Annotated in this window: 25 protein-coding genes and 1 riboswitch; of the genes, 16 read left to right on the top strand and 9 right to left on the bottom strand. The window is 57.3% G+C overall.

The features are described from left to right. From J2X72_RS04945 to thiD, 5 genes are all read left to right on the top strand, one after another. Entirely contained in the window at positions 1–963 is a 963-nt protein-coding gene (locus J2X72_RS04945) for a TadE/TadG family type IV pilus assembly protein (RefSeq protein ID WP_209998318.1), read from the top strand. Positions 964–1,020: 57 nt separating this feature from the next. After that, positions 1,021–1,123, top strand: a riboswitch (TPP riboswitch). Positions 1,124–1,241: 118 nt separating this feature from the next. Then, positions 1,242–1,985, top strand: coding sequence for an ABC transporter permease (locus J2X72_RS04950; protein WP_310069031.1), 744 nt, complete (start codon positions 1,242–1,244; stop codon positions 1,983–1,985). Between the two features lie 62 nt (positions 1,986–2,047). Next, positions 2,048–2,974 (top strand): ABC transporter substrate-binding protein, encoded by a 927-nt coding sequence (locus J2X72_RS04955; RefSeq protein WP_310069344.1) that lies wholly within the window; start codon positions 2,048–2,050, stop codon positions 2,972–2,974. Positions 2,975–2,999: 25 nt separating this feature from the next. Next, positions 3,000–3,659, top strand: a complete 660-nt coding sequence (gene thiE / locus J2X72_RS04960; protein ID WP_310069034.1) for a thiamine phosphate synthase — start codon at positions 3,000–3,002, stop codon at positions 3,657–3,659. Further along, the gene (thiD, locus tag J2X72_RS04965) at positions 3,656–4,456 is read left to right on the top strand and encodes a bifunctional hydroxymethylpyrimidine kinase/phosphomethylpyrimidine kinase (protein ID WP_310069036.1); all 801 of its coding nucleotides are present in this window, start codon (positions 3,656–3,658) and stop codon (positions 4,454–4,456) included. Before thiE ends, thiD begins: the two co-directional genes overlap by 4 nt. Here thiD and J2X72_RS25045 read toward each other — a convergent pair. Beyond that, positions 4,398–5,180, bottom strand: a complete 783-nt coding sequence (locus tag J2X72_RS25045) for a transglycosylase SLT domain-containing protein (protein WP_405044641.1) — start codon at positions 5,178–5,180, stop codon at positions 4,398–4,400. The genes thiD and J2X72_RS25045 overlap by 59 nt on opposite strands. Positions 5,181–5,692: 512 nt before the next feature. Between J2X72_RS25045 and J2X72_RS04975 the strand changes: the two genes are divergently transcribed. From J2X72_RS04975 to J2X72_RS05015, 9 genes are all read left to right on the top strand, one after another. After that, complete coding sequence (locus tag J2X72_RS04975) at positions 5,693–6,442, top strand: FadR/GntR family transcriptional regulator (RefSeq protein WP_209998311.1); 750 nt, start codon at positions 5,693–5,695, stop codon at positions 6,440–6,442. A 23-nt stretch (positions 6,443–6,465) separates the two neighbouring features. Continuing rightward, complete coding sequence (locus tag J2X72_RS04980; RefSeq protein ID WP_209998310.1) at positions 6,466–7,443, top strand: sialic acid TRAP transporter substrate-binding protein SiaP; 978 nt, start codon at positions 6,466–6,468, stop codon at positions 7,441–7,443. Positions 7,444–7,512: 69 nt separating this feature from the next. Continuing rightward, positions 7,513–8,085: a TRAP transporter small permease gene (locus tag J2X72_RS04985; RefSeq protein ID WP_112531077.1), complete on the top strand. Its 573-nt coding sequence runs from the start codon at positions 7,513–7,515 to the stop codon at positions 8,083–8,085. 3 nt (positions 8,086–8,088) lie between these two features. After that, complete coding sequence (locus J2X72_RS04990; RefSeq protein ID WP_209998309.1) at positions 8,089–9,495, top strand: TRAP transporter large permease; 1,407 nt, start codon at positions 8,089–8,091, stop codon at positions 9,493–9,495. Next, on the top strand, positions 9,492–10,538 hold the full coding sequence (locus J2X72_RS04995) for an L-idonate 5-dehydrogenase (protein WP_310069043.1): 1,047 nt from the start codon (positions 9,492–9,494) through the stop codon (positions 10,536–10,538). The genes J2X72_RS04990 and J2X72_RS04995 overlap by 4 nt, the downstream gene beginning before the upstream one ends. Before the next feature lie 153 nt (positions 10,539–10,691). Continuing rightward, positions 10,692–11,549 (top strand): D-alanyl-D-alanine carboxypeptidase family protein, encoded by an 858-nt coding sequence (locus J2X72_RS05000; protein WP_405044653.1) that lies wholly within the window; start codon positions 10,692–10,694, stop codon positions 11,547–11,549. Between the two features lie 175 nt (positions 11,550–11,724). Beyond that, positions 11,725–12,306 carry a hypothetical protein gene (locus tag J2X72_RS05005; protein ID WP_310069048.1) on the top strand — a complete coding sequence of 194 codons (582 nt, stop codon included), beginning with the start codon at positions 11,725–11,727 and terminating at the stop codon, positions 12,304–12,306. After that, positions 12,207–12,887 carry a hypothetical protein gene (locus tag J2X72_RS05010; protein WP_310069051.1) on the top strand — a complete coding sequence of 227 codons (681 nt, stop codon included), beginning with the start codon at positions 12,207–12,209 and terminating at the stop codon, positions 12,885–12,887. Before J2X72_RS05005 ends, J2X72_RS05010 begins: the two co-directional genes overlap by 100 nt. Before the next feature lies 1 nt (position 12,888). After that, a complete protein-coding gene (locus tag J2X72_RS05015) occupies positions 12,889–13,455 on the top strand; it encodes a hypothetical protein (protein ID WP_310069054.1) in 567 nt (188 codons plus the stop codon). On the opposite strand, the gene J2X72_RS05020 is transcribed toward J2X72_RS05015, so the two are convergent. Next, complete coding sequence (locus tag J2X72_RS05020) at positions 13,445–14,707, bottom strand: hypothetical protein (protein WP_310069056.1); 1,263 nt, start codon at positions 14,705–14,707, stop codon at positions 13,445–13,447. The genes J2X72_RS05015 and J2X72_RS05020 overlap by 11 nt on opposite strands. Before the next feature lie 73 nt (positions 14,708–14,780). Then, complete coding sequence (locus J2X72_RS05025; RefSeq protein WP_310069057.1) at positions 14,781–15,965, bottom strand: MFS transporter; 1,185 nt, start codon at positions 15,963–15,965, stop codon at positions 14,781–14,783. Positions 15,966–16,110: 145 nt separating this feature from the next. Between J2X72_RS05025 and J2X72_RS05030 the strand changes: the two genes are divergently transcribed. Together J2X72_RS05030 and J2X72_RS05035 are read left to right on the top strand one after the other, a co-directional pair. Next, the gene (locus J2X72_RS05030; protein ID WP_310069059.1) at positions 16,111–17,028 is read left to right on the top strand and encodes a LysR family transcriptional regulator; all 918 of its coding nucleotides are present in this window, start codon (positions 16,111–16,113) and stop codon (positions 17,026–17,028) included. A gap of 185 nt (positions 17,029–17,213) precedes the next feature. Continuing rightward, positions 17,214–18,080 carry a methyltransferase domain-containing protein gene (locus J2X72_RS05035; protein WP_310069060.1) on the top strand — a complete coding sequence of 289 codons (867 nt, stop codon included), beginning with the start codon at positions 17,214–17,216 and terminating at the stop codon, positions 18,078–18,080. Positions 18,081–18,136: 56 nt separating this feature from the next. Here the strand turns inward: J2X72_RS05035 and J2X72_RS05040 are convergent, their stop codons facing one another. The 6 genes from J2X72_RS05040 to J2X72_RS05065 all read right to left on the bottom strand — a co-directional run bounded on the left by J2X72_RS05040 (position 18,137) and on the right by J2X72_RS05065 (position 26,928). Beyond that, positions 18,137–20,344 (bottom strand): xanthine dehydrogenase family protein molybdopterin-binding subunit, encoded by a 2,208-nt coding sequence (locus J2X72_RS05040; RefSeq protein WP_310069063.1) that lies wholly within the window; start codon positions 20,342–20,344, stop codon positions 18,137–18,139. A gap of 3 nt (positions 20,345–20,347) precedes the next feature. Further along, positions 20,348–20,803, bottom strand: coding sequence for a (2Fe-2S)-binding protein (locus J2X72_RS05045; RefSeq protein ID WP_209998296.1), 456 nt, complete (start codon positions 20,801–20,803; stop codon positions 20,348–20,350). Positions 20,804–20,964: 161 nt separating this feature from the next. Next, positions 20,965–22,515 (bottom strand): SpoVR family protein, encoded by a 1,551-nt coding sequence (locus tag J2X72_RS05050; protein WP_209998295.1) that lies wholly within the window; start codon positions 22,513–22,515, stop codon positions 20,965–20,967. A 13-nt stretch (positions 22,516–22,528) separates the two neighbouring features. Then, on the bottom strand, positions 22,529–23,851 hold the full coding sequence (locus tag J2X72_RS05055) for a YeaH/YhbH family protein (RefSeq protein ID WP_310069065.1): 1,323 nt from the start codon (positions 23,849–23,851) through the stop codon (positions 22,529–22,531). Positions 23,852–23,873: 22 nt separating this feature from the next. Beyond that, positions 23,874–25,823 (bottom strand): PrkA family serine protein kinase, encoded by a 1,950-nt coding sequence (locus J2X72_RS05060; RefSeq protein ID WP_114427936.1) that lies wholly within the window; start codon positions 25,821–25,823, stop codon positions 23,874–23,876. Positions 25,824–26,094: 271 nt separating this feature from the next. Beyond that, the gene (locus tag J2X72_RS05065) at positions 26,095–26,928 is read right to left on the bottom strand and encodes a DMT family transporter (RefSeq protein WP_310069071.1); all 834 of its coding nucleotides are present in this window, start codon (positions 26,926–26,928) and stop codon (positions 26,095–26,097) included. Between the last annotated feature and the right edge of the window lie 38 nt (positions 26,929–26,966).

Genomic DNA, 26,966 nt, shown 5'->3' on the forward strand with positions numbered 1-26,966 from the left:
ATGAAAAAAATTCGAGATTTCCTGAAAGACCGCAGCGGGGCAACAGCGCTAACCTTCGGATTGCTGCTGATACCCATCATGGGGATGACCGGGCTGGCCGTGGATTACAGCCTCGCGAGCAATGAGCGGTCCAAATTGCAGAACGCCGCTGACTCAGCAGCATTGGCCGGCGCTTCGGTTTTCACCGGGTCGAATTCTGCGGCGGCAGAAGCGCGTGCAAAAGCCTACCTCAAGGCCAATCTCGGTGCGGAAGCGGACAAGGTTACCATCAAATTCACTGCGGCCGATCAAAAGGTCAACGTCGCAATCAGCGGCGGAACAAACACAGTGTTCATGCATCTGCTGAAGCAGGACAAGGTGGCGATCGGTGTGAATGCAACGGCTTTGGCGCCATTGAAACCGACAACGGCGAAATTTATTCCCGGTGACATGTACGGCTGGTACTTCAAGAAGGTTTCCATTGTGGTCGTGAAGAACGGCCAGGAAACCGTGGTGGGAACCATAACCTACACTAGTGCCTACAGAAGTGGACCCAACAGCGCGAATGGTCGTGGTACGGGTGTCAAAACCCAGGTGCCGCCAGACAATACGACCATTAATCTTGGAGATTACGACAAGTTGTATCTCAAGATGGAAGTCAAAAACGATGGTTGCGACATTGGATACAAGTACACAGCCGATCCTGCGGACTCCAATCATACTCTTTGCGTACCGAGCGCTTCCTCCAGCAGTTATAACCTGACGTTGCGAACCGACGATCCAAATACGGTAGATTATCTGTTCGTCGAGGGCGTGCAGCTAAAGAAGGGTTCCACGCCTCCACTGGACTCGTTGTTCAACTGCGGTGGCAAGCAAGATCACGCCTGGGAAGATGGTGGTGGCTTTGCACAGCAGGACTTTTTCTACCAGGTTGAGGCCGCCTGTAAATCCGTGGATGGCGAGAACGTCCGTCTGACAAACTAGGTTCGTAAACAACCACAGCGGCGCAATTGACTTTGTCCTTGCGCCGCTCCATCATGATTTCATTCCGAGGGGGGCACTGTACAGTGCTGAGATAGCGTCGAGCTGGACCCTTGAACCTGATCCGGGTTATGCCGGCGTAGGAACGGGAATTGAGCTTTCTTCGCACATCTCAAGTCTTGTCTTCGCACATATCCGGATCTCCGATCATGATGGAGTCCAGACCGTGCCCGTTCCCTTAAATACGCTCCGGCAGAAACGGTAGTGGCGTGAACAGCGCCATGCGCCTGGTTTTACAGATAACCGCAGCTTTGCTGGCGGTGGTCCTTTGCTGGCAAGTAATCGTCTGGGTGATGGTGCCTCCGCGTTTCATCCTGCCGGGACCATTGACGGTTATTGCTACGCTGGCCGACGAGCAGAACTATCTGCTGGCCAACGCTGTCATCACCCTGATGGAAATCGTCCTCGGGCTGATGTTCGGGGCGCTGGCAGGCATCCTTACCGCGCTCCTCGTCAGTGCCCTGCCCGGTTTCCGGCAGATCGTCTGGCCTCTGATGCTCGTGCTGCAGGCCCTGCCAGTTTTCGCGATCGCGCCGCTGCTGGTGCTGTGGTTCGGGTTCGGCCTTGCCTCCAAGGTCGTCATGGCAAGCCTCATCATCTTCTTTCCAGTCGCCTCGGCCTTTGCTGACGGTCTGCAGCGTACCAATCAGGATCTGCTCGACGCGGCAGCGCTGACACAGGCATCTCCCCTCGCGACACTGTTCCTTGTACGTGTGCCGAGCGCCTTGCCCGCACTGGGTTCCGGCTTGCGCGTCGCGGCGGTTTTTGCCCCGATCGGCGCTGTCATCGGCGAATGGGTCGGCTCGTCGCGCGGTCTCGGCTTCGTCATGCTTCAGGCCAATGCACGCATGCAGACGGATACGCTGTTTGCTGCCCTCATCATTCTCGCCACGCTGACTATCGCCCTGCGCTTCCTTGTGGATGCGCTGGCAAAACGGCTGACGCCATGGGCGCGTGAGGCATGACAATTCCCCATTCACAGCATGTAAAAGGACCTTCGATGTTTCGCATTCATCCCCTGATCTTCATGATCTGTCTCGCCATTTCTGCGATCGGCATTTCCGGCCCGGCCATCGCGGCCGACAAGCTGACGATTCTTCTGGAATGGTTCGTCAATCCCGACCATGCGCTGCTGGTCATCGCCAAAGAGAAGGGCTACTTCGCGGAAGCCGGTCTGGATGTCGAGCTGATCCCGCCGGCCGATCCGGCAGCACCGCCGCGCCTCGTTGCGGCAAAGCAGGCGGACATCGCCATCCATTATCAGCCCACACTTTTTCTTGACCATGATGAAGGCCTGCCGCTGGTTCGGTTCGGCACGCTGGTCGAAACACCCCTCAATACGGTCATGACGCTGGCGGATGGGCCAATCAAGAGCCTGAAGGATTTGAAAGGCAAGAAGGTTGGCTTCTCGGTCGCAGGCTTCGAAGATACCATGCTGGGCGCCATGCTGAAGGAGGAAGGCCTGTCGACCAGGGATGTCGAGTTGATCAATGTCAACTTTGCCCTCTCCACCGCGCTGATTTCTAGGCAGGTCGACGCGACCGTCAGTGCCTATCGCAATTTCGAGCTGACGCAGATGGCGCAGGAAGGGCACAAGGGGCTCGCCTTCTTCCCGGAAGAACATGGCGTGCCTCCCTATGACGAGCTTATTTTCGTTACGCACCCGGACTTGCTGAAGGACGACCGGTTACAGCGCTTTCTCGCTGCCGTGGAGAAGGGCGCGATCTTTCTGACCAACCACCCGGACGAATCCTGGCAGCTTTTTATCCAGGCCTATCCGGACCTGGACAATCCATTGAACAAGCAGGCCTGGATCGACACGCTGCCGCGCTTTGCCAAGCGGCCGGCTGCGCTGGATCGGCGCCGCTACGAACGGTTCGGCGGCTTCATGCACGATGCGGGGCTGATCAAGAGCGTCCCAAAGATCGAAGACATCGCTGTGGAATTAAACTGAATATTGCAACTCAAAGAGAGAACTTATGCCAAAAGTAGATTACCGGCTGAACGCCATTGTCGATGTCGATGCTATCGGCGGGAGCAGGGACCTGGGCCAGCTTGCGCTTAGCGCTGCGCGTGGTGGCGCTACGATCATCCAGTATCGTGACAAGAACTCGCCGACGCGCCTTATGGTCGAGCGGGCGAGAACGATCCACGCGGCTTTGAACGGGACCGGGGTGCCGCTTGTCGTCAACGACCGTATCGACGTGGCGCTCGCCGCCGGCGTCGAAGGCGTGCATGTCGGGCGCGAGGACATGCGCGTGGCAGACGTGCGTCGTCTGCTAGGACCGGACGCGATCATCGGCCTGACGGTCAAAGACGAAGCAGACGCCCAGGCGGCCATCGAGGCTGACATCGACTATGCCTGTATTGGCGGCCTGTTCGAGACACCGGCAAAGCACAATCTGCAACCTATCGGCTTTGAAGGATTCAGCCGTCTGGCACCAATCATTCGTAAGGTAAAGCCCGACCTGCCGATCGGCGCGATCGCCGGCATCGATCTTGCGCGAACGCCGCCGGCCATTGCCGCGGGAGCCGATGGCGTCGCGGTAATTTCGGCTATCTTCCGGCAGGACGATCCGCAAGGCGCAACCGCTGCATTGCTGGCGGCGGTCGATGAGGCGTTGAAGGAACGGGCATGACTGCAATTGCATTGACGATTGCCGGTTCGGACAGCGGCGGAGGCGCAGGCGTCCAGGCGGACTTGAAGACATTCTCGGCGCTTGGCGTTTATGGCACCAGTGTTTTGACGGCGATCACCGCCCAGAACACACGCGGGGTGACTGCTATAGAGAACCTCTCGCCTGGCATCGTCCGCGCGCAGATCGATGCTGTCCTGTCGGATATCGACGTGCAGGCGATCAAGATCGGCATGGTCGGCGTGGTCGAAACGATCGAGGCAATCTCCGGCGCGCTGGAGCATTGGAACCGCAGGGTGGTACTGGACCCGGTTATGGTCGCTACATCAGGCGACCGCCTGTTGCAGCCGGAGTCTATTGAAGCATTGCGGCAGCTGCTTCTGCCGCGCGCCTTGATATTGACGCCCAATCTGCCGGAAGCGGCGTTGCTGACGGGTGAGTCCATGGCAGAGGACGAAGCCGCGATGGCCCGGCAGGCAGAGAAACTGCTGGCGCTTGGCGCCGCGGCGGTGCTGGTCAAGGGCGGCCATGCGAAATCCGAGATGAGCACCGACCTGTTGTTCGACGGTGCCGCGATGCGGCGCTTTTCAACCCCGCGCATCATCACGAAAAATGACCATGGCACGGGCTGCACTCTGGCCGCTGCGATAACCGCCGGATTGGCCAAAGGTCTCAGTGTAGGTGAGGCTGTAACTGAAGCGAAAGACTATCTGACGGCGGCGATTGCCGCGGCCGAAACACTTAAAGTGGGGCGGGGCCGCGGACCTGTGCACCACTTCCACCGCTGGTGGCCGGCATGACGGCGTCGATCATTTCGGGCCGCTCGAACGGCAAGGGGACCATCGCGGGGAGAACGACTTGATCGCTCGCATAAGCGAGTTGCGCGGTGGCCGGAGATGCTGGTGGGGACGGTTGGGTTGCCGTTGGAGCTGTCACAGCCACCGCAGCATTGCCCGCAACCGGAGCAGGATCGGAAGCGGCAGCGGTTTGAACCGGCGATGCCGGCTCGAGCACGTCGAGCATGCCCTTGCGCTTGGCCTGGAAATAATAGCCGCGTGAATAGAGCCGCACAGCCTGGTCCGGATTGTAATCAGCGACCTTGTAGGCCCCGGCCAGATATCTCACGCCATATTTGAGATTCGTCTCGGCATCGAGAAGATCCTTGGCGCTGCCGTCATGTCCCATACCGCGCGCGGTCGCGGGCAGCATCTGCATCAAGCCCCAATACGGACCGTTGCGGGCAGCCGGATTGAATCGGCTCTCGCGCTGCACGACACGGCGTACCAGCGATTCCGGGACGGCATAGGCGACGGAATATTTCGAGATCAGACCGTCGACGGACGACCTGTCCGAAGATTTCGGTAGTGGCTTGGCGTCTACGGCATTTGCAAGCCGCGGCGATGGTTCGGGAAGCGGAATGGACGCTGCATTGGGCAATTTCGGATCGGCTGTCGTGCAAGCGCCGAGTACCAAAGCCAGGCTCAGGCAGGCAAAGGCGCGCGGCAATCGAATATCAAAAAGCATTGGTCACCGAATGGACGAGGCAGATGTTAAGCTGTCATAGCTTGTTCGCAGGCGCGTGGGGCAATCACTTTCCAATACAACGAGTAACAATATGATACAGCACTCCATTTTACAGTGCACCTTTGGAGTTTTCGTCGAATCAAGCCTGCCTTGACTCCAGCATATATATCAATGTATCAGTTGTATATTGGTAAGGCCAGTTTACCAGTCGAGTGCGGAAGGGAGAGCCGTGCGGGGAGGACTAGGCCGTGAACTCATAAATCTGATGGAAATGGTATGAGGCCATCTTTTCGGATACGAGGAGCAAGGGCGAAGACAATGTTTATCCACTTTCAAGTCCCTTGCGACGCTGTTGCCGGGAAGATGGACCATATCCTGCGGACACTGATCCGGCTGCAAGCTGCAGTGTCGAACCGCTCGGCCGGGGGAAAGACCCCGCCCTTCGCGCTTCTCCTCGCATCTTCTTGCCGTATCAGGCGCCATTTCTACCAGATTTGTGAGTTTACGGCCTGATGTTTGCAGCGATCCAGCCGCGCCGCTTGTACCGGCAGGTGGCAGACCAGATACGCACGCTGATCGAAAGCGGCGAGTTTGCCGTGGGTGAGCGGCTGCCCGGTGAGCGCGAACTTGCGGAAAAACTAGGCGTATCCCGTCCGACCATCCGCGAAGCGCTGATTGCGCTTGAGGTTGAAGGGCTTGTGCATATTCGCATGGGTTCTGGCATCTATGTCACCCGCCGGCCCGAGAAGCCTGCACCTGCACAAGCGGAAGATCTGGAAGGACCATTCGAACTGCTGCGCGCCCGTGCGTTAATCGAATGTGCGATCGCGGAAGAGGCGGCCAAGGCAATTATGCCCGCCCATATCGATGCGCTGGATGATGTGCTGACGAAGATGGCGAGTACCTTCAACGATCCACGCACATCCATCGCGCTTGACCGGACTTTTCACACGACGATCGCCGGTATTATCGAAAATGCCGCGCTCAATCGATTTGTCGGTGAGCTCTTCGATCAGAGGATGACGCCCTATTTCGAGAAGCTTGCTAGCTATTTCGAAAGCCCCGCTTCCTGGCGCGAAGCGTTCGAGGAACACCGGGCCATCCGCGACGCCATCGCTTCGGGCGACCCGGCGCGCGCCAAATCGGCGATGCAGCATCACCTGCTGCAATCGCAAGTGAGATTTTCCAAGAGCTTCGATGAGGAATTGGAAAGTGAGAAGGGCCATCCCGCGGGAGGCCGGAGCAGAAGTACCAAGATCTGAATTCAATCTGGGAGGACTAGGATATGAAGATCAAACTGACGACAATTCTGGGGGCGGTTGCCGCTCTCGCGCTATCGGCCGTGGTGGCGCAGGCGCAAACGACGCTCAAATGGGCGCATGTGTACGAAACGTCGGAGCCGTTCCATACGGAGTCCGTCTGGGCGGCCGAAGAGATCGCCAAGCGGACCAATGGACGTTACAAGATCGACGTTTTCCCGGCTTCACAGCTGGGCAAGGAAGCCGATATCAATCAGGGGCTTAAGCTTGGCACCGTCGATATCATCATTTCCGGATCGAGCTTTGCCGCCCGCGACTACAAGCCGATCGGCGTCACCTATTTCCCCTATATCTTTCGCGGGCCTGATCATCTGATCGCCTATACGAAAAGTGACGTCTTCAAGCGTCTTGCTGCTGGCTACGAGGCAAAGTCCGGCAACCACATTGCGGCGGTCAGCTACTATGGAACGCGCCACACGACTTCTAACCGGCCGATTGCCAAGTGTTCGGATATGCAAGGTCTGAAGATCCGCGTGCCGGATGTGCCTGCCTATCTCGCCATGCCGCGTGCCTGCGGCGCCAACACCACGCCGATTGCATTCGCGGAAGTCTATCTGGCGCTGCAGAACGGCACAGTCGAGGCGCAGGAAAACCCGCTGACGACGATCGAAGCCAAGAAGTTCTTCGAGGTGCAGAAGAACATCATTCTGACCGGTCACATCGTCGATCATTTGAACACGGTGATTTCCAAGCAGCTCTGGACCAGTCTTTCCGATGAAGACAAGAAGATCTTCGGTGACGTGATGCAGGAAGCTGCCGAACGCACGACCAAGAAGATTGCCGAAAAGGAAAAGGAACTCGTCGCGACATTCAAGGAAAAGGGCCTCAACGTAACGGAAGTCGACAAGGCCGACTTCGAAAAGAACGTGGTGGAAAAGGTCAAGTTCGAGGATTTCGGCTATGAGAAATCCGATTGGGAAGCCATTCGCGCGATCAAGGAATGATCCGACGGGGCCGGGCGGTGATGCTATCGCCCCGCCCCCTCCCATGCTGACGCCAACCGGAGACGGAACATGTCAAATGAAATTCATACCCCGGTAACCGCCGAAGAGCTTGCCCATTCCTTTGAAGATGCTGCGCCGGTGGCTGATCTGTCGGATTATGCCATTGAAGATTGGCTGACGCTGATCGTCTTCTGGCTGATGACAGGATGCGTCTTCCTTCAATTCTTTACGCGATACGTCATGAACGACAGCTATGCCTGGACCGAAGAAATCGCGATCAATTGTCTGATCGGTGTCGTGTTTCTCGGTTCTGTGATGTGCGTGCGCGTCTCGCGGCATATTCAGGTGGACGTGCTCTATCATTACCTGCCGGCAGGTGTCGCTCGCGCGCTGTCAAACTTCGTCGATATCGTGCGCATCGGCTTCTTTGCCTATGCGGTCTGGTTGATGTGGCGATACGTCGAGATCGTTGCTGAAGAACGCATGGTGACAGTCGATCTTCCGCGCAACATCGTTTTTTACAGCGTGCTCGTCGCATTCATATTGATGCTGATCCGCGCCGTTCAGGTTTTCATCCGCAATGTTCGCCGGGGCTATTCCGTCCTGGAGCGTCCCGAAGAATTCCAGAAGATCGAGGACTGATCAATGTTATTGCTTGTTGGAACTTTCCTTATTCTTATGCTCGTCGGTGTGCCGGTCGCCATTTCCATGGCCGTCGCCTCGGTGCTCTATCTCGTTTTCTTCGGAGTAGCCCCGGATATCATCGTGGCGCAGCGCATGATCGCCGGTGTCGAGAGTTTCCCGCTTCTTGCGGTGCCATTCTTCATCCTTGCCGGCAATCTCATGAATTCAGCGGGCGTCACCGGCCGCATCTATTCGTTCGCCGTCGCGCTCGTCGGCTGGATGAAGGGTGGTCTGGCGCAGGTCAATATCATCGGCTCCGTGATCTTCTCGGGAATGTCCGGAACTGCTCTCGCGGACGCGGCAGGTATCGGCACTATCGAAATCAAGGCGATGAAGGACCACGGCTATCCCGTCGAGGCGGCTGTCGGCGTTACCGCGGCTTCCGCGACGCTCGGACCGATCTTCCCACCGTCATTGCCCTTCGTCATCTATGGAATGATGGCCAACGTCTCCATCGGCGCACTCTTCATGGCTGGCATCCTGCCCGGCATCGTCATGACCGTGCTGATGATGGTCACCGTTGCCGTCTTTGCCTATGTGAAGCGCTGGGGCTCCGACGCACCGTTCGAGATAAAGCAACTTCTGGAAGCTTCGCTCGAGATCGTGGTGGTCGCTTGCGTTCCCGTGGTCATCTATCTGCTGATGCTCACCGGCCTTTCCATCAACGCATCAGTCGGTATCGCGCTGGTGCTGCTCCTCGCCGCCGACTGGTATTTTGATTTCTCCGCCGTTATGGCGTTGATGACGCCGGTCATCCTCATCGGCGGCATGACCATGGGCTGGTTCACACCGACAGAAGCGGCGGTCGCGGCCGTCCTTTGGTCGCTGTTCCTCGGCTTGGTGCGCTACCGGACAATGACCTTGAAGAGCCTTGCCAAGGCGAGTTTCGATACAATCGAGACAACCGCTTCGGTATTGTTCATCGTGACGGCGGCCTCTGTCTTCGCATGGCTTTTGACCGTGAGCCAGGCGGCTCAGCTCCTGTCGACGGCAATCCTGTCGATTACCGAGAACAAATGGGTGTTTCTGATCCTGGTAAACTTGCTGATGCTGTTCGTCGGCTGTTTCCTCGATACGATTGCCGCCATCACCATCCTCGTCCCGATCCTGCTGCCACTCGTGCTCAAATTCGGCATCGATCCTGTGCATTTCGGCTTGATCATGACATTGAACCTGATGATTGGCCTGCTGCATCCGCCGCTTGGCATGGTATTGTTCGTCTTGTCGCGCGTTGCGAAGCTCTCGGTCGAGCGCACGACAATGGCAATCTTGCCCTGGCTCGTTCCACTGTTCATCGCGCTGATCGCCATCACATTCATTCCGGCCATCACCCTCTGGCTGCCAACACAACTGGGTCTGATCAAATGAGTACCATGGGCATTGCTGCAACTCTCTTCGGCCCCGAAGATCTTCGTGTCGTCGATATCGAACTTGGCGAGCTCGCGCCGAACATGGTGCGGGTTCACTTCGGAGCTGCCGGGATATGTGGCTCCGACATGCATTATTTCCGTCATGCGAGAACCGGCGATTTCGTCGTTACCTCGCCGCTCATACTTGGTCATGAGGTAGCGGGTGAGGTCGTCGAGATCGGGAGCAACGTGACCGGAGTAGCGGTTGGTGAACGGGTTGCGGTCAATCCGTCGCGCTGGTGCGAACACTGCGCCTATTGCCATGAAGGTAGGCCAAACCTTTGCGAGAACATTTATTTCATGGGCTCGGCTTCGAAAACCCCGCACATGCAGGGCGGGTTCGCCAGTCTGTTCGATGCGACTGCATCGCAATGCGTCAAGGTCCCAGCGGACCTGCCCTATCAGGCAGCGGCCCTCGCCGAACCGCTGGCCGTCTGCCTGCACGCCGTACGCCGTGCCGGCCATGTCAAAGGAACGTCGACCATCATATTCGGTTCGGGCCCCATCGGTCTGTTGACCATGCTGGCACTGAAACATGCGGGTGCAGGTTCGGTCGCCATGGTCGACGTTGCCGCCGCACCCTTGAAATTCGCAGAAGAACTTGGCGCTGACCAGACGATAGACCTGTCACAAGGCGAGGAACAGCTGGCGACGTTTGCAGCCGCCACGCCTTACGATATCGCCTTCGAAATTTCCGGAACGGCGGCGGGACTGGCCTCAGCCATTCGCACGGTCAGGCGCGGCGGAACAGTGGTTCAAGTCGGTAATCTTGCGGGCGGATCTATTCCCGTTCCTGCAAATGCAGTGATGTCGAAAGAGCTCGATCTGATCGGGACATTCCGCTTTGGCGAGGAGTTTTTCGAAGCGGTCGAACTGATCGTCGAGGGCAAGATCGATGTGCTGCGGCTGGTAACCAGCGAGTTCAAACTCGCGGATGCCCCTGAAGCGTTTGGTGTGGCTCTGGACCGCTCGCGCAGCGTCAAGGTGGTGCTCACTGCGTAGAACGCGACAATTTGGTGTGAGAGACTACGCTTGGCCGATGCACGCAAATCGGCTAACAAGCGGGCTAAGCTGAATTATTAACTTCTCCTGCGCTAGACATCTTCTCTTTCGCATAAGCATTATGTCCGGAATTTAAACGTGCCGCGAGTTCTTATGTCGTTCTATTCGTTTTCGAAAGTAGTGGCGTTGATAGGGGTGATCCTTGGCACTGCCAGCGGTTGTACTACCGCTGCAACGCTGAGCACGGTTACCCCGACGGTTGCTCCGGTGTCAGAAAAATCCGCATCCATCGTGGTCGATGGCAGCACGGGCGCGGTTCTTTATCAGGCAAGCGCCGATCTACCGCGGATACCTGCCTCGCTGACCAAGATGATGACTCTCTACCTCACTTTCGAGGCGCTTAAATCCGGTCGGATCTCCAAGACGACTCTCCTGCCGGTCTCCGCTCATGCTGCATCACAGGCGCCGAGCAAACTCGGTTTGAAGCCGGGTCAGACGATCGACGTCGATACTGCGATCAAGGCGATCGTTGTCAAATCCGCCAATGATGTCGCCGTGGTTCTAGCCGAATATCTCGGCGGCACGGAAGACCAGTTCGCAGCGCAGATGACGGCAAAGGCACGTCAACTCGGGATGCGGGGCACGAACTTCCACAACGCTTCCGGTCTGCCCGACCCGCAGCAGATCACGACGGCCCGTGACATGGCACTGCTTGGTATGTCGCTGCGCAGGCACTACCCTGAACAATACTATTATTTCATCACCCAGGATTTCGTCTATAACGGCAAGTTGATCCGCGGGCATAACCGCGTTCTAGCGCAGTTGAACGGCGCGGATGGCATCAAGACCGGGTATGTGCGGGCTTCCGGCTTCAATATCGTCACATCCATCAGCGACAATGGACGGCAGCTTGTGGCAGTGGTCATGGGCGGAGAGACGGCACGAAGCCGCGACGCACAAGTTGTAAGTCTGGTCAACGCTTACCTACCTCAGGTTGCCTCACGGTTCTGAGGGACGTGACGCGATTTCCTTCACTCACCTAGCCTGCGGGGACGCGCGCTTGCCTTCAACAAGTTGCCGCGCGTTAACTCCCAAGACTTGAAATTCTCCCCGCAAACATTGCATGGTGCGTGGCGACAGCGACTCATCATTGAATCCGAAGATCGTGAGGAGAACGACCGGGCCGATGCGATCCCGTTTCCTGAACCTGCGCACCAAAGCAATCGCCTGGCTGACGGCGGGCATCGGCTCATTTGCAGCACTGGCAACTGCATTCGCCCTCGGGGCATTCGAGGCAGCGGACAAACCGGAACTGCCGCAAATCACTGCCGGCGAGTCGCTCGATGCGGGCAAATGGCTGATCAAACCCTTGAAAGCTTGGGTGACCGACCAGAAGATCTTCAGTGTAACGCCGAAGGAAGGGCAGAAGGCCGTCGTTTTCGCAGTCGAATTGATGAACCGTACGATCCAGTCCGACAGCGGCTATGCCAATACGTTTCATCTGCTTGGGAAATTGCAAGCAATCGCCGAGCAGCCACTTGCCTATCTTGATCGGGATGGATCGTCGTTGCCCGATTTGCAGCCCGGAATGCCCGAGAAGATTACTTACGTCTGGGTGGTGCCAGCCGATGCCGTTCCGACCGGCACGATTGAACTTGGTATCGAGGCATGGAAGTTCAAGCTGCGCAACAATCTGACCGGCACGCCGGGCTGGTGGAGCAAGGCTCCGGCGGGCACCGTAAGCCTGCCGCTCTCGGAGGAAGGCTAGTGCGCCGGCTCGCCAATATTTTCGCCTTGATCCTTGCGGTCGCCGTACTTTACGGCATGCAACAAACCAAGCCGCGCTTCGGTGAACTGACGGCGCCGATTCCCGTCTACGGCAAGATGCACGACCGAGTTCATACTCGCGAGTTCGATGTGACGCTGGATCAGGTCGTTTTCGCGCGCCAACTGGACTTCACCCGGTATGGCGAGAAGAAAACGCTGACGACTTCGGGTCTTTGGGTGATTGTCACCGCGCAGCTTGCGGCCACGACCAGCAGTACAAGCGTTGCAGCGGCGACCTGGCTCGGGCCGACAGGTTTGAAGTTCACAACGTCCGGCCGGATCGGCTGGGCGCCGGGCATGCCGCCGCACCTGCTTGCTCCGGGATTGCCCAAGAAGGTGCGATTCATCTTTGAGACAACGCCGGATCAGGTGAACGGGGCAACGCTGGTTCTTTCGGGCAAGGTAGAGCCGGCATTGGATTCCGAAGCGCGCATTTCGATCGATGATCTCAAGACGTTCAATGATGGGCAGCCTCTGGTTATCGACAGTTACGATCCGCTGCGGCCGCTAACAGGAACATGAGATGTCGGACTTGATTGAGGAAAAGCAGACTGCTTTGGAGCGGCGATGGCGCAAGCGCAGCCTGTGGGCCCTGCTATTCCTCGTTCCGATTTCGCTGTTGTCTATCTCGTACAGAGACATTGATGAACTCATCCGGTACCGCGATATGCTGCCTGTCGACGTCGCTGCAGGAGAGACCAAACGCTATGGCGGCAGCGACTGGCAGTTTCAGGGATTGCGCAGGGTGGAAGGCATAAGACCCGGCCGCCTTCCCGCCGGTTCAGTGCCAATCATCGCGCGTTTTGTGGTCGAGATCGGTGATCCCGACCTTCAAAATCTCTGGCTTATGTGTGCTATCAAGCTGACAGATCGTGCGGGACGCACCTGGTATCCCTCCAGCGTGCCGGGAATACCTTCGCCCCAACCGGGCATTGAAACGTGCAGTTCCACCGCGTTTTCCGGGGCGCAGAAGGGGGAGCGTAGAGTGATCGAGGAGAATTATCTCGTTCCAGCAGATGTCGCAGACGAACTCGTCCCGACGTTAGGGATGCACAGCGAGCGGCCCTTCTATCTCAGGTTTACGACCTAGCTCTCTTTGTCATCGAAAAGGCTGTTTCGAGGACGGCCGCCAGAAAACAGATACGCAAGGGTTCTACGAGAATTCCGGTTGATGAATCCTGGAGCGGACTGCCAAACAGGAAAGTTACCCCATTCGCAAGGACTTCCCACACGGCGATCGAATGCGGGCCTATCAGGTGCGCGGTGCCGAGCCATAACCAGGCCGCAGCCCATTCGATGAAACGGTAGCCGAGTATCAAGGTGATAATGAGCAGCAGTCCGGAATTCAGCGTGAGCCTTACACCATTCGCGATGGGCAAATATCTTGAGCGATAGCCGCTGATGAAATGCTCGATGAAATCGCGCAGGAATTTCGGAATGGCCTGATATCGCTCGCCAAAGCGTTCGACGCGATGGTGAATGCGCATGAGTTCTTTTTGATCGCGGACGTCATAGCCGTAGACAAGCGCGACCATGACCAGCCAGATCACCGGCAGGAGTGCGTGGAAGAACAGATTGACCACGACCGCACCGAGGTTCTCCGGAACCTGTTCGACCGGGATCAAGGTGGCGGCAAAGGCCGATGAAACCGGCAAGGCGAGTGCCGCGAAGAATTGTTCGAACCACGACCACAACCGCCCTTCGACCAGTGCCTGCAACCAGTCATCCTTCCAGCGGCTGATGATATACAGACCGATGAATATCCAGTTGGTCTCGCAAACGACCATGATGATATCCCAGACCGAGCGCTTGGTGCGTTCCTTCATGGCCTTTGCGAAACTGCGCACGATCCACGAAATGGCAACTGACAGAAGGATCCATTTCGAGTCGAGGACATCGAGCACGCTGCCGCCGCCACCTTCAAATGGCCGCAGCTCAAGTGCGAGGCGCGAATATTGGCGTACGGTGTCGCCAAGAAAACCCCAGGCTGCGTAATAGGCAAAGAACGGGAGCAGCGCGACGGCAATGATCGTGGTGAGGCGAGACAGGCCGAATTCGCTCTTAGCCGCTTGCTGATCCGCCCGGGTTTGTGCGGCGTTGACGGAGGGCAGCCCCGGTCGCACGATCTGGATCATGGAAACCGTCGTTACGAGCTGGGTGAGCGCAACGAGGGTCAACAGTCCAAGACCGGCATAGTGGTTGATATAGGCGGCTTTGACCGCCACCCACATCAGCAAATCCGAAAGGGTGAGCCCTAGGAGGACCACAGCGACGAGCTGTGGCCAGAAGCGCAACCAGAGCCTGAATGTCAGCTTGATGGGCAATGCCACTTCGGCCAGCATGGAAAACCTTTCGCGAATCTCATGCCGACCTTAGCAAATTATCCTGTTCTGTCACCCGCCCATCATTTTCCCTTTAGCAGGCGGCTACCGCTTGGGTCGATGCGCGGCGGTCGAGCATCTGACTCCAGAGCGTCAGGCCGAGTGCGCCAGCCACCAGCAGCGAACCAACCCATGGTGTTGCTCCGAGCCCAAGCGGCGAGGCGACGATGATACCACCGAAGAAGGCGCCGCCAGCGATGCCGAGATTGAAGGCGGCGATGTTCAGTGCCGAGGCAACGTCGACCGTTTCAGGCGTGTGGATCTTGGCCAGTTGCACGACATAGAGCTGGAGGCCGGGGACATTGGAAAAGGAGAGCGCACCGAGGGCGGCAAGCGTCACCAGAGACCAGAGAGGCGAGACCGAGGTGAAGGTGAAAATCGCCAGCACTGCCGCTTGCAGCGTGAACATGACCGCAAGGGCACCGACAGGATTGCCGTCGGCGACGCGCCCGCCGACCATGTTGCCCACAGCAATGGAAAGACCGTAGAGAACAAGGATCAAGCTGACGGTCGAGCCGGCATAGCCTGTGATTTCCTGCAGGACTGGCGCAAGGAACGTGAACATGACGAAGGTGCCGCCATAACCGAGCGCAGTCATGGCAAAGGCGAGAAGCAGGCGGCCACTGGCGAGCACTCGAAGCTGATCGATAAGCCGCGCAGGTTCTGCTTTGGCGATCTTCGACGGTAACAGGAATGCGATGGCGAGCAAGGCGATGACACCCAGTCCGGATACGGCCCAGAATGTCGCGCGCCAGCCAAGCTGCTGGCCTATGAAGGTGCCAAGCGGTACCCCGGTAACGATCGCGACGGTCAGACCAAGGAACATCATGGCAATGGCGGAAGCGCGGCGGTTTGGCGCCACCAGATCGGCAGCGATGGTGGCGCCGACCGAGAAGAATACGCCATGGGCAAAAGCGCTTAGCACGCGGGCGACGAGCAAGAGTTCATAGCTCGGCGAGAGTGCGGCAGCGGTATTGCCAATGATGAAAAGCCCCATCAGACCAAGCAGCAGCGGCTTGCGCTCGATACGGCCTGTCAGAGCGGTGAGGATCGGCGCGCCGAAGGTAACGCCGAGTGCATAAACGCTGACGATAAGACCGGCGAGCGGCAGCGTAATGTGGAGATCGTCGGCGACTGTGGGCAAAAGACCAACGATGACGAACTCCGTGGTTCCGATGGCGTAGGCGCTGATAGTCAACGCCAGAAGAGCGAGAGGCATTGTCTTGTCCTTTGATTTGCGGGCTGCTCGGGAGTCAGCCGGAGAATTGATGAAAGCTGACGGGAATATGGCTCATCGTCATTACCTTGATAATCGCCGCATACTGCTCAATACTTATGAAACGAATTCATAGGTGGCAGCGAACATGGACAATCGAGCCGGTGAAATGGAAGTTTTCGTTCAGGCGGTCGACCTCAACAGCTTTTCCGCCGCGGGGCGACGCCTGGGCCTTACGCCATCAGCCGTCAGTAAAATCATCAGCCGTATCGAAGAAAGGCTTGGGACCCGTCTGCTCGTGCGCTCGACCCGCACCCTCAGACTGACGCCGGAAGGTGAAATATATCATCAGCGAGCGCTGCGTATTGTCGCCGAGATTGACGAGGCGGAACGGGCCGTCGCTTCAGGGGCATCGGCGGCACCGCGCGGATTGTTGCGCGTGAACTCTTCCGTGCCCGTCGGGACGATGTGCATTTTGCCGCTCGTTCCCAAGTTTCTGCGGCGCTATCCCGAGGTGGAACTCGACGTTTCGCTGAGCGACGGTGTGGTCGATCTGATCGAGGAGCGGGCGGATGTCGCCATTCGCGTCGGTCCCATGCGCAGTTCGAGCCTGAAGGCGCGCAAGCTCTTCGAGAGCCGGGTGGTTGTCATCGCTTCACCAGCCTATCTGGCCGAGTACGGGACCCCGGTACACCCGCGCGACCTTGAGCATCACAACTGTCTCAATTTCAATTTTCGCCGAATACTGAATGAGTGGCCGTTTCGAGACCCCGAAACCGGGGAGATCGATACGACCGCGGTCGCCGGAAATTTCCTTTCGAACAATGGATCGACCGCACAGCAGATGTGCGTGGCGGGGCTTGGTATCGCCAGACTGGGCCTCTTTCATGTCAGAGCCGACATTGAGGCCGGGCGGCTGGTCCCGTTGCTTGAGGACTACAACCCGGGTGATATTGAACTCGTCCATGCGGTGTTCGTCGGTCATGAGTACCTTGCAGCGCGTGTCCGGAGCTTCGTCGATTTTTTGACCGAGAATTTAGGAACGCAAACGGGACCGCGTGAATGACTTTCCCTTGACGTTATATCAAAAATATAACGAATGAGCGCGAGCCCGATCATCGGGCGAAGCCCGAAATGCCGTGCCGACAAGCATTTACCGGCGCTGGCCAACGAGCTGTGATCATTGAAGTTGAACCTTCCGGCATGACAAGACTACAATAGCTATGTCGTAGTCCAACCGGAATGCAATGGATGACCGATCCTGACGAACTGAAGATCGTTCGCCGCTCATTCGCCAAGCAGATATTGGCGAGCGTTGGCGTTGAGGATCACCGTATCGAAAATGCCTTTGCGGACGTTCCGCGTGAGGATTTTCTCGGACCCGGGCCGTGGCCGATGCGCCGTTTCGGTATTGGCTATGTCGATACGCCAAACGCCGATCCCGTTTACCTCTACACGGACGATCTGGTCGGGATATCGCCGGAGCGGCACATCAACAATGGTGAACCGTCATTGCATGCGCATCTATTATGGTGCGCCCATCCAGTTGCAGGCGAACACATTGTCCATGTCGGCGCGGGGGTCGGCTATTACACTGCGATCATGGCACATCTGGCGGGGCCGTCCGGGCACGTTACGGGAATTGAGTTGGAGACTGACCTCGCGGCACGCGCCAAGTCCAATCTTTTTGCCTACCCAAATGTCGAAGTGATTGAAGGCGACGGTACGAAAGTCGAGTTCGAACCGGCGGACATAATCTATGTCAACGCGGGGGCAACGCGCCCCGCCGATATTTGGCTGGACCGGCTCAAAGATGGCGGGCGGCTGATTCTGCCCATGACCACCGACGATGTATATTCCAGCCAAGGCCGGCGCAGCAGGCCGCGCGGTGCGGTGTTCGTTATCACGCGTGAAGGCGAAAATTTTGCGGCGCGTTGGGTGTCAGGCGTCGCCATCTATCCATGTGCCGGACTGCGCGACGAAGAATCGGAAGATGCACTCGCAATGGCCTTTGCGAATGGCGGCTGGGATCGCGTCACGCGCCTCCACCGTAGCGGCGACATCGAGGATGATCGCTGCTGGCTCAAGGGTGCCGGCTGGGCATTGGCCTATGATTGAGTAACATCTTGTCAATGCATCGGGAGAATTACCCCCGATGCATTTGTGCAGTCGTTCTAGCTGGATGATTTCAGCATTTCCGGATCGACAGGCAGTGTGCGGACACGCTTGCCGGTGGCGGCAAATATGGCATTCGTCACGGCCGCGCTGACAATGGAGGTCGGCACTTCACCAATACCGCCAGGCGCCTCCGAGCTTTTGATGAGATGGGTCTCGACCACAGGCACCTCATCGATCCGCATGGGAAGGTAATTGTCGAAATTACTCTGCTCCACCCGGCCATCCTTTATTGTGATCAAACCGTGCAGGGCCGCGGTAAGGCCGAAGATGGAGCCGCCCTCGATCTGCGCTTTGATCGTATCGGGGTTGACCGACATACCACAATCGAGTCCGCAGACAATGCGATGGACCTTTACGGCTCCGTCAGGGCCGACTTCCACCTCGGCCACCTGGGCCACATAGGAGCCGAAAATGAAGGCTACCGAAACGCCGCGGCCTTGGCCATCGGGCAAGGGCGTGCCCCATCCGGCTTTCTCTGCAGCCAAGGTCAATACGCCGAGCGCACGCGGGTTGTTTGCGAGCAGCGCCTTGCGGTATGCAACCGGATCCTGTTTGGCAGCATGGGCGAGTTCATCCATGAAACTCTCGACCACGAACACATTGTGGGTAGGGCCAACACCCCGCCAGAACGCGGTAGGTACACCGGGAGGCTCCACCTGAACATAGTCCACATGGATATTCGGCAAGGCATAGGGCGGTTCGGCTGCCGCCTCGACGGCGTCGGGGTCAAGCCCGTTGACGAATAGTTGCGGGACATAGCGCGCAAATATGGAGGAACCGGCGATACGATGGGTCCATGCGACCGGCTTGCCATCAGCATCCAGTCCGGCTGACATCCTGTCATAGTAATACGGGCGGTACATGTCGTGCTGGATATCCTCTTCGCGACTCCAGACGACCTTGACCGGGCCATCCACATGCTTTGCAATCTTCACGGCCAACACCGTACCATCGGGCTCGAGACGCCGGCCGAACCCTCCACCGAGGAGATGGTTGTGGATCCGGATTGCTTCCTTTGGGAAACCTGTCACGCCGGCGACGAACATCTGCGTTAATGTTGGAACCTGTGTCCCGACCCAGATATCGCAGCTGTCCTTTTGCATATGGACTGTGCAGTTCATCGGTTCCATTGTCGCATGGGCAAGGAAAGGCACCTGATAGATGGCATCGATGCGCTGTGCCGCCGATCCAAGTGCCTTTTCCGCATCGCCTTCATTGCGTGCGACCGCGCCGGGCTGTTTCGATTTTTCTTCGAGCTCCTTGACGATGTCCGCACTGTTTACCTTGGCATGGGGCCCGTCATCCCATTCTATGGCAGCGGCTTCCAGCCCTTTCTTGGCCGCACCCAGATGATCGGCGACCACCGCTACAGCCTCGTCGATCTTGACGACCTGGTGCACGCCCTTCACGGCGAGGGCCGCCTTTTCGTTGACCGCCTTCACCTTGCCGCCAAACACAGGGGAAATTGCAATTGCCGCGACCTTCATACCAGGCAATTTGGTATCGATGCCATAGATAGCCCGCCCGTCGACCTTCATGGGCGTGTCGACTCGCTTGGCAGGTGTGCCGATCAGGGTGAAATCTTTTGGTTCCTTCAGCTTGACGCTGTCAGCCGCCGGTACGGGCAGCTTCGACGCGGCCTCCGCCAGTTCGCCATAGCTCAGGTGCTTCGAGCCGGATGCATCTGTGACCACGCCATGTGCCGCTTTACAGGTCGCAGGTTCAGTGCCCCATTCCTTGGCCGCAGCGGCGATCAAAAGCGTGCGGCCGACGGCGCCCGCCTGACGAAGGGGTGTCCAGAACGCTCGCACCGATGAAGAAAGGCCCGTTGACTGGATATGCAAGATCGAATTGGCGTAGAGCGCGTCATTGGGCGGTGCATGCTGCACCTGGATTTGATCGAGATCAACTTCCAGTTCCTCGGCCAACAGCATGGCGAGGGAGGTATATGTACCCTGGCCCATTTCAACCATCGGCATGATCAGTGTGACCGTACCTTTGGGGTCTATACGAATGAAGCCATTCGGCGCGAAGGGTGCCTTTACTTCATCTTCGGTCACTTGCGCCGGGTTTGCTGCAAACACCGATGTCGTCGTGCTGCCAAGCAGGGCAAAGCCGAGAAGCAGTCCGCCTCCTTTCAGGAAGGTGCGGCGCGAGGTGGTGTTCTGTCCGGAGGTTGGTGCGTCGAGATTAAGGGTATCCATGGCTCAGGCCTCCGCTGCTTGCTTGATGGCGGCGCGAATGCGCTGATAGGTGCCGCAACGACAGACATTGCCCGACATGGCGCTATTTATGTCCTCGTCGGTGGGCTTAGGGGTTTCCGTCAACAGGGCGGCGGCCGACATGAGCTGGCCGGACTGACAGTAGCCGCATTGAACGACCTCAAGGTCTAGCCAGGCTTTCTGCAATGCCGCTCCTTGCGGCGTTTCTCCGATCGCTTCGATTGTCGTGATGGCGCTGTCGCCGATGCTGTCGACGGTGGTAATGCAGGATCGTGTCGCTATGCCGTCGATATGGACAGTGCACGCACCACAAAGGGCAGCGCCGCAGCCGAACTTTGTGCCGGTCATGCCGAGCACGTCGCGTATTACCCACAGGAGTGGAGTGTCGTCATCGACGTCCACGCTGTGAGCGGTTCCGTTAATCTTAAGACTATAGGCCATGGCTTCCTCGAGGGTGGCTGGGGCAGGGGGAAAGATGGAGCTGACACGAGCTAAAAAGTCGGGGGAGAGCATCTGCGCTCTCGTCAAATCCTCAGCGAAGATACGCCGGATGTTTCGCCGTGTCCACGGGTTGCAGTCGAGGTCACGACCCGGTCCTGACCCTACTCCGCGAGCTTGGCAGAGGAGGTTTCGTAAAGGATCTTATCCGAGCCCGCTTCGACCCCGGAAAGACTGACATCATAACCCCAAAGGCGGCGGACATGCCGCAAGGTGGCGCTGCGCGCGTGCTCGTCGAGAACAATGCCATCTCGCACCGTGTGTTGCAGGTGAAGATGCCGGTTGCCGCGGAAATCCACATCAACGACCTGGATGTTCGGCTGGTTCACGCCAATGTCATAGCTCCGCGCCAAGGTGCTGCGGATACTCTCATAACCACGTTCATTGTGGATGGATGCGACCCTGTAGTGATTTTCCTTGGTCTCGTCCTCAAGAGCAAACAATCGAAACTTGCGGATGAGCGCCGGGCTCAAATATTGCAGGATAAACGATTCGTCACGGTGATTGGCCCAGGCGTCGAGCAAAGTCCCGCGCCAGTCGCCATTGCCGGCAAACTCTGGAAACCAGTCGCGGTCCTCCGCAGTGGGCTGGGTGCAGATCCGTTCAATATCCTGCATCATGGCAAAACCAAGCGCATAGGGGTTGAGACCGGAAAAGCGCGGGTCATCGAAACCGGGCTGGAATACGACGTTGGAATGGCTGTGCAGCATCTCGAGCAGATTGCCCTCGCTGAGCTGTCCCTTGTCGAACATCATATTCATGATCGTGTAGTGGACGAACGTGGCACAGCCCTCGTTCATCACCTTGGTCTGGCGCTGCGGGTAAAAATATTGCGCGACGACACGAACAATACGCAGGATTTCCCGCTGCCAGGGTTCGAGGACAATGCTGTTTTTCTCGATGAAATAGAGAAGGTTTTCCTCTGGAAGATTGAGTGTCTTCTTGCGCTCGGATAGGTCCCGCTCTGTTTCGGTAGGATCCTCGTCGGCCTTGCGCTGCGGCAGGGTGCGCCATAGGTCGCTGAAGGCGCGCTCCTCATACTCCAGCCGGTCGCGGACCCGCGCACGCTCTTTCATGGGCGAATTGCGCGGAGGCCGGTTATACCGGAACACCGCCTGTTCCATGAGTGCATGGGCGGCATCGATAATGGGCTCCACCGCGGCGAGGCCGTATTTTTCCTCGCAGCGTGCGATATAGCCTTTGGCAAACTCCATGTAATTCAAAATGGCATCGGCATCCGTCCACTGTTTGAAAAGATAGTTGTTCTTGAAAAAATGATTGTGGCCGAAGGCGGCATGTGCGGTCACCAATGTCTGCATCGACATGGTGTTTTCTTCCATCAGATAGGTGATGCAGGGATTGGAATTGATCACCAATTCGTACGCAAGTCCACGATGCCCCTTGCGATAGTGATGCTCTTCATAAACGAAATGTTTGCCGAACGACCAGTGCCGATAAATCAGCGGCATGCCATTGGAGGAATAGGCATCAAGCATCTGCTCGGATGAAATGATCTCCAGCTGGTTGGGATAGACATCAAGATTGAGCTCATCCAGCGCGATTTCCTTGATCGCGTCATAGGTGCGGTACAGCGTGTTGAAATTCCATTCGGAACTCTGAAACAGAAGGTTCGAAGTGTCTGCGCGCTTGTTCATCCGCCGTCGCCCTTTAACCGCTTTTCGCTGTTTTTGGTTGCTTGGCAAAAAGCTGATGGAACACCGGATATATATCCCCGGGCTTGGCTATTCGCGTCATCTGGAAGTTGCGCCAGTTTTTTCCGACAAGGCGATACGAGCGCCAAAGCGAGGTACCATTATCGGTCGATCTGAAAATCGCGCTTTCCCTTTCATCGAGAATCTCGACATAGGCATAATATTGGCAAAGTTTCATCAGCTCGTTATTCAGAAGATTGACGCAATTTTCGGAATCGCCCGTCAGATTATCTCCATCCGAGGCCTGAGCCGCATAAATGTTCCAGTCCCTGCTGGGATAACGTTCCTCGATGATACGCTGCATCTCCTCCAACGCTGTGGATACGACCGTTCCGCCGCTTTGTGTGCTGTGGAAGAATGTCTCCTCATCGACTTCATGGGCCTGATGGGTGTGACGGATGAAGACGATGTCGATGCGCTCGTACCGCCGCTTGAGGAACAGGTGCAGGAGGACGAAAAATCGCTTGGCGAGGTCCTTTTCGCGCTCGCCCATGGAACCGGAAACATCCATCAGACAAAACATGACCGCATTGGCGTTCGGCACCGGCATGGGCTCGAAGCGGTTGAAGCGAATATCGACGGGATCGATATAGGCCACCAATTTGCGTCGCCGTTGCAGGACCTCAAGGTCTTGGCGCAGTCCCGCGAGGCGTTCGCTTGATACCGCACTAGGTTTAGCCTCCGCCTCCAGTACGGCTATCTCGTCTGCGATGGCGTCGAGATCGGCTTGCTTCGGTCTCCTTAGGGCAATGCGCCGGCCGAAACTGTTGCGCATGGACCGTCCGACATTGATGTTTGTCGGTGCTCCGGCGGTCGTAAAGCCAGCACGCCGAGGCTTGAATGCGATGGCTTCCTTCAGGCTCGACTTGACCATGTCCGGCAGTTCCAGGTCCTCGAAAAACAGGTCGAGGACCTCCTCGCGCGACAGCACGAAACGAAAATCGTCTTCGAGTTCAAGATCGGCCGCGCCGCCTTTGCCTGCACTCGCGCCGCCACCGGCGCCTGGCTTTGGCAAGCGATCGCCTAGAACGAACTCCCGGTTGCCTGGCAGGACATATTCGCGTCGGCCGGTAGCACGGTCCGGTGCGAAGCTCGGTTCACTTGTGCCGCTCACCGGCAGAGAAATAGCGTGCCCGGCATCGACATCCGTTATCTTCTCAGTCGATATCTTCTCGTTGATGACCCGCTTCAGCTCCACGCGCGCGCGCCTCAGAAAGCGCTGGCGATTGCTCAGGCTCTTGTCTTTCGGGTTCAGGCGGCGATCAATGAAGTTCGGCATTCACGCACCTCTCTTCGGCGGGTCAGCCGGCCTTGTTTACCCGCATATACCAATCGACCAGACGGCGAACCTGCCGCTCCGTATAACCGCGTTCGACCATACGCTGGACGAATTCCGTGTGCTGCTTCTCGGTGGCGCCGTCCTTCTTCGAGCCGAAGCTGATAACCGGGAGCAAATCCTCCACCTGACCGAACATGCGTTTCTCGATGACTTCGCGCAATTTTTCGTAGCTTGTCCACGATGGATTGCGGCCATTGTTCTTGGCTTTGGCACGCAGGGTGAACTTTACCACTTCATTGCGGAAATCCTTTGGATTGGCGATGCCCGCAGGCTTTTCGATCTGCGACAATTCGCTGTCGAGAATGCCCCGGTTGAGTATCTGACCCGTGTCGGGATCCTTGTAGTCCTGATCTTCGATCCACGCATCGGCATAGGCGATATAACGGTCAAACAGGTTTTGGCCGTATTCACTGTAGGATTCCAGATAGGCTTTCTGGATTTCGTGGCCGATGAATTCGGCATAGCGCGAGGCGAGTTCAGTTTTGATGAAATCGAGGTAGTTCGCCTCGATCTCTTGGGGAAACTGCTCCCGTTTGATTGCCTGCTCCAGCACATACATGAGATGCACCGGATCGGCTGCCACCTGCTTGGTATCGTAATTGAAGGTTTCCGAAAGTACCTTGAAGGCAAATCGCGTGCTGATGCCATTCATGCCTTCGTCGACACCGGCCGCATCGCGATATTCCTGCACGGATTTGGCCTTCGGATCGGACTCCCTCAGGTTCTCGCCGTCGTAAACGCGCATCTTCGTGTATAGCGGCGAGTTTTCATGCTCGGCCATGCGGGTGGAGACCGTAAACCGACTAAGTATCTCCAGCACTTCCGGCGCACATGGGTTGTTCAAGAGCTCGCTCTCACGCAGCAGCTTTTCGTAGATCTGCTTTTCCTCGGTGACCCGCAGGCAATAGGGAACCTTGACCACCGACATGCGATCAAGGAATGCTTCGTTGTTCTTGTTGTTCTTGAATTGCAGCCATTCGGATTCGTTCGAGTGGGCAAGAATGATACCCTGGAACGGGAAGGCACCGAAATTCTCGGTCCCGTTGTAATTACCCTCCTGCGTCGCCGTCAGCAAAGGATGCAGCACTTTGATCGGCGCTTTGAACATTTCGACGAATTCAAGCATGCCCTGCGTCGTCCGGTTCAACCCGCCACTGAAGGAATAGGCGTCAGGATCGGCCTGGCTGAAATTTTCGAGCTGGCGAATATCGACCTTGCCGACCAGCGAAGAGACATCCTGGTTGTTGTCGTCGCCGGGTTCCGTCTTGGCAATGCCGATCTGGCGCAATCGCGACGGCATGATCTTAACGACGCTGAATTTGGAGATATCGCCGGCAAACTCGTCAAGCCGCTTCGTGGCCCATGGCGAGATCAGACCATTGAGACGACGACGGGCTATTCCATATTTGTCTTCGAGCAGGCCGGACATTCGTTCCGGGTGGAAAAGACCCAGCGGAGATTCGAAGATGGGGCTGATCTGGTTTCCGGCCTTCAGCGTGTAGATGGGCCGGTGTTCCATGAGTTGCTTGAGCCGCTCCGCCAGCGAAGACTTGCCGCCCCCGACGGGGCCGAGCAGATAAAGTATCTGCTTGCGCTCCTCGAGACCCTGGGCAGCATAGCGGAAATAACCGACGATCCTTTCGATCGTATCTTCCATGCCGTAGAAATCGGCAAAGGCTGGATAGATCTTGATGGTGCGGTTGAGAAAGATCCGGCCGAGGCGTTCGTCGTCGCTGGTATCGACCAGGGTCGGCTCGCCAATAGCGTCCACCATTCGTTCGGAAGCGGTGGCAAACATCTTTGGATCATTGCGGCAAGCAAGGAGATATTCCTGCAGGCTCATTTCTTCCTGCTTCTCGCTGCTATAGATCTCAGAGAAGAGGCTAAATACGTCAGAAGCTTGCGTAGTCATGTTTACCTCCAGCCACGTGCAAATTCAGTGGAATCTGAGCTGAAGGGGCCGCCCCTCGCTCAGAGGATTGCATGCCGAATGGACACAGTGTCGGATGAGTCGCTGCACTGCGCAAGACACTGATTGCTATAATATTGTATATATCAATCAAGATATTGAGATGTGTCCGCCGTCGAACGATTATCATCCCGCATATTTATGTCCTTCCTATGGCTATGTAGGAAGTCCTATTGCCTATAGTAACGGGTAAGACGAAAGAATTTGCGGGAAATTACGCCCCTATCGGCGCAGGGGTGCGATTTTTGAGATTAAGAAGATTGCCCGAAAGGATAAGCGCCGCACCAAGAGCGGTGAAAATATCGATCCGCTCGGAATAGATCAGCCAGCCGAGCACGGCCGTCAGCGGCACACGCAAGAAGTCCATGGGAATGACAACGGTGGCATCGGCGTATTGCAAGGCCTTCGCCATGCAAAAATGCGAAAATGTACCGGTGAAAGCGATGAGCACCACCCACGGCATGACATGAGGTGAGGGCCAGTGCCAGACGTAGATGGCGGGCAGAAGGCCTATCGCCGACTGGATGATCAACATCCAGAAGATGATCTTCACAACGCTGTCCGTTCGGGTCAAAGATTTGACCATGGTGAACGATATGCCGAAGGTGAGGGCAGCGCCGAGCACGATGAGCTGACCTACCTCCACCGTGCTTATGCCAGGCCGGACGATGATGATGACGCCGATGATACCGAGGGCAATCGTCAGGACCCGCCAGATGTTCAATCGCTCGCCGAGAAAGGCCACAGCCATTACGGCTGTCCAGGCCGGCGTTGTGAATTCGATGGCGATGACCTGTGCGAGCGGGATCATCGACAGCGCCTGTAACCAGGCAAACTGCCCGGCATAATGCGCCGTGTTTCGTCCGAGGTGCTGCCAGATACGCGCGGTCTTCATTGCCCTGAAACCACCCGATGAGCGGATCAAGGGATAGAGCATCGCAAGTCCGATGACCGAGCGCATTTCCATGATCTGGAAAACGTTGAGCTCCCTCGAGGCTTCGCGGCCGGAAATCGCCATGAGCAGGATGGCGGTGAGCGAACCGGTCATCCAGAACGCTGCTTTCAGGTTGGACTGCTGTACTTCCA

This window comes from Phyllobacterium sp. 1468 (genome assembly GCF_031455525.1).
Lineage (GTDB): Bacteria > Pseudomonadota > Alphaproteobacteria > Rhizobiales > Rhizobiaceae > Phyllobacterium.

Excerpts from the sequence above, each read along its gene's own strand:
- J2X72_RS04955 (WP_310069344.1), top strand. The coding sequence starts at position 2,048 with ATGATCTGTCTCGCCATTTCTGCGATCGGCATTTCCGGCCCGGCCATC.
- J2X72_RS05025 (WP_310069057.1), bottom strand. The coding sequence starts at position 15,965 with ATGCCTCTCGCTCTTCTGGCGTTGACTATCAGCGCCTACGCCATCGGA.
- J2X72_RS05040 (WP_310069063.1), bottom strand. The coding sequence starts at position 20,344 with ATGGATACCCTTAATCTCGACGCACCAACCTCCGGACAGAACACCACC.
- J2X72_RS04945 (WP_209998318.1), top strand. The coding sequence starts at position 1 with ATGAAAAAAATTCGAGATTTCCTGAAAGACCGCAGCGGGGCAACAGCG.
- J2X72_RS05015 (WP_310069054.1), top strand. The coding sequence starts at position 12,889 with ATGTCGGACTTGATTGAGGAAAAGCAGACTGCTTTGGAGCGGCGATGG.
- J2X72_RS04995 (WP_310069043.1), top strand. The coding sequence starts at position 9,492 with ATGAGTACCATGGGCATTGCTGCAACTCTCTTCGGCCCCGAAGATCTT.
- thiE (WP_310069034.1), top strand. The coding sequence starts at position 3,000 with ATGCCAAAAGTAGATTACCGGCTGAACGCCATTGTCGATGTCGATGCT.
- J2X72_RS05065 (WP_310069071.1), bottom strand. The coding sequence starts at position 26,928 with ATGACCGGTTCGCTCACCGCCATCCTGCTCATGGCGATTTCCGGCCGC.
- J2X72_RS04985 (WP_112531077.1), top strand. The coding sequence starts at position 7,513 with ATGTCAAATGAAATTCATACCCCGGTAACCGCCGAAGAGCTTGCCCAT.
- J2X72_RS05010 (WP_310069051.1), top strand. The coding sequence starts at position 12,207 with ATGGAAGTTCAAGCTGCGCAACAATCTGACCGGCACGCCGGGCTGGTG.
- J2X72_RS05050 (WP_209998295.1), bottom strand. The coding sequence starts at position 22,515 with ATGAACAAGCGCGCAGACACTTCGAACCTTCTGTTTCAGAGTTCCGAA.
- J2X72_RS05020 (WP_310069056.1), bottom strand. The coding sequence starts at position 14,707 with ATGCTGGCCGAAGTGGCATTGCCCATCAAGCTGACATTCAGGCTCTGG.
- J2X72_RS05060 (WP_114427936.1), bottom strand. The coding sequence starts at position 25,823 with ATGACTACGCAAGCTTCTGACGTATTTAGCCTCTTCTCTGAGATCTAT.
- J2X72_RS04980 (WP_209998310.1), top strand. The coding sequence starts at position 6,466 with ATGAAGATCAAACTGACGACAATTCTGGGGGCGGTTGCCGCTCTCGCG.
- J2X72_RS05000 (WP_405044653.1), top strand. The coding sequence starts at position 10,692 with ATGTCGTTCTATTCGTTTTCGAAAGTAGTGGCGTTGATAGGGGTGATC.
- J2X72_RS05035 (WP_310069060.1), top strand. The coding sequence starts at position 17,214 with ATGACCGATCCTGACGAACTGAAGATCGTTCGCCGCTCATTCGCCAAG.
- J2X72_RS05030 (WP_310069059.1), top strand. The coding sequence starts at position 16,111 with ATGGACAATCGAGCCGGTGAAATGGAAGTTTTCGTTCAGGCGGTCGAC.
- J2X72_RS04990 (WP_209998309.1), top strand. The coding sequence starts at position 8,089 with ATGTTATTGCTTGTTGGAACTTTCCTTATTCTTATGCTCGTCGGTGTG.
- J2X72_RS05055 (WP_310069065.1), bottom strand. The coding sequence starts at position 23,851 with ATGCCGAACTTCATTGATCGCCGCCTGAACCCGAAAGACAAGAGCCTG.
- J2X72_RS25045 (WP_405044641.1), bottom strand. The coding sequence starts at position 5,180 with ATGCTTTTTGATATTCGATTGCCGCGCGCCTTTGCCTGCCTGAGCCTG.
- thiD (WP_310069036.1), top strand. The coding sequence starts at position 3,656 with ATGACTGCAATTGCATTGACGATTGCCGGTTCGGACAGCGGCGGAGGC.
- J2X72_RS04975 (WP_209998311.1), top strand. The coding sequence starts at position 5,693 with ATGTTTGCAGCGATCCAGCCGCGCCGCTTGTACCGGCAGGTGGCAGAC.
- J2X72_RS05005 (WP_310069048.1), top strand. The coding sequence starts at position 11,725 with ATGCGATCCCGTTTCCTGAACCTGCGCACCAAAGCAATCGCCTGGCTG.
- J2X72_RS04950 (WP_310069031.1), top strand. The coding sequence starts at position 1,242 with ATGCGCCTGGTTTTACAGATAACCGCAGCTTTGCTGGCGGTGGTCCTT.
- J2X72_RS05045 (WP_209998296.1), bottom strand. The coding sequence starts at position 20,803 with ATGGCCTATAGTCTTAAGATTAACGGAACCGCTCACAGCGTGGACGTC.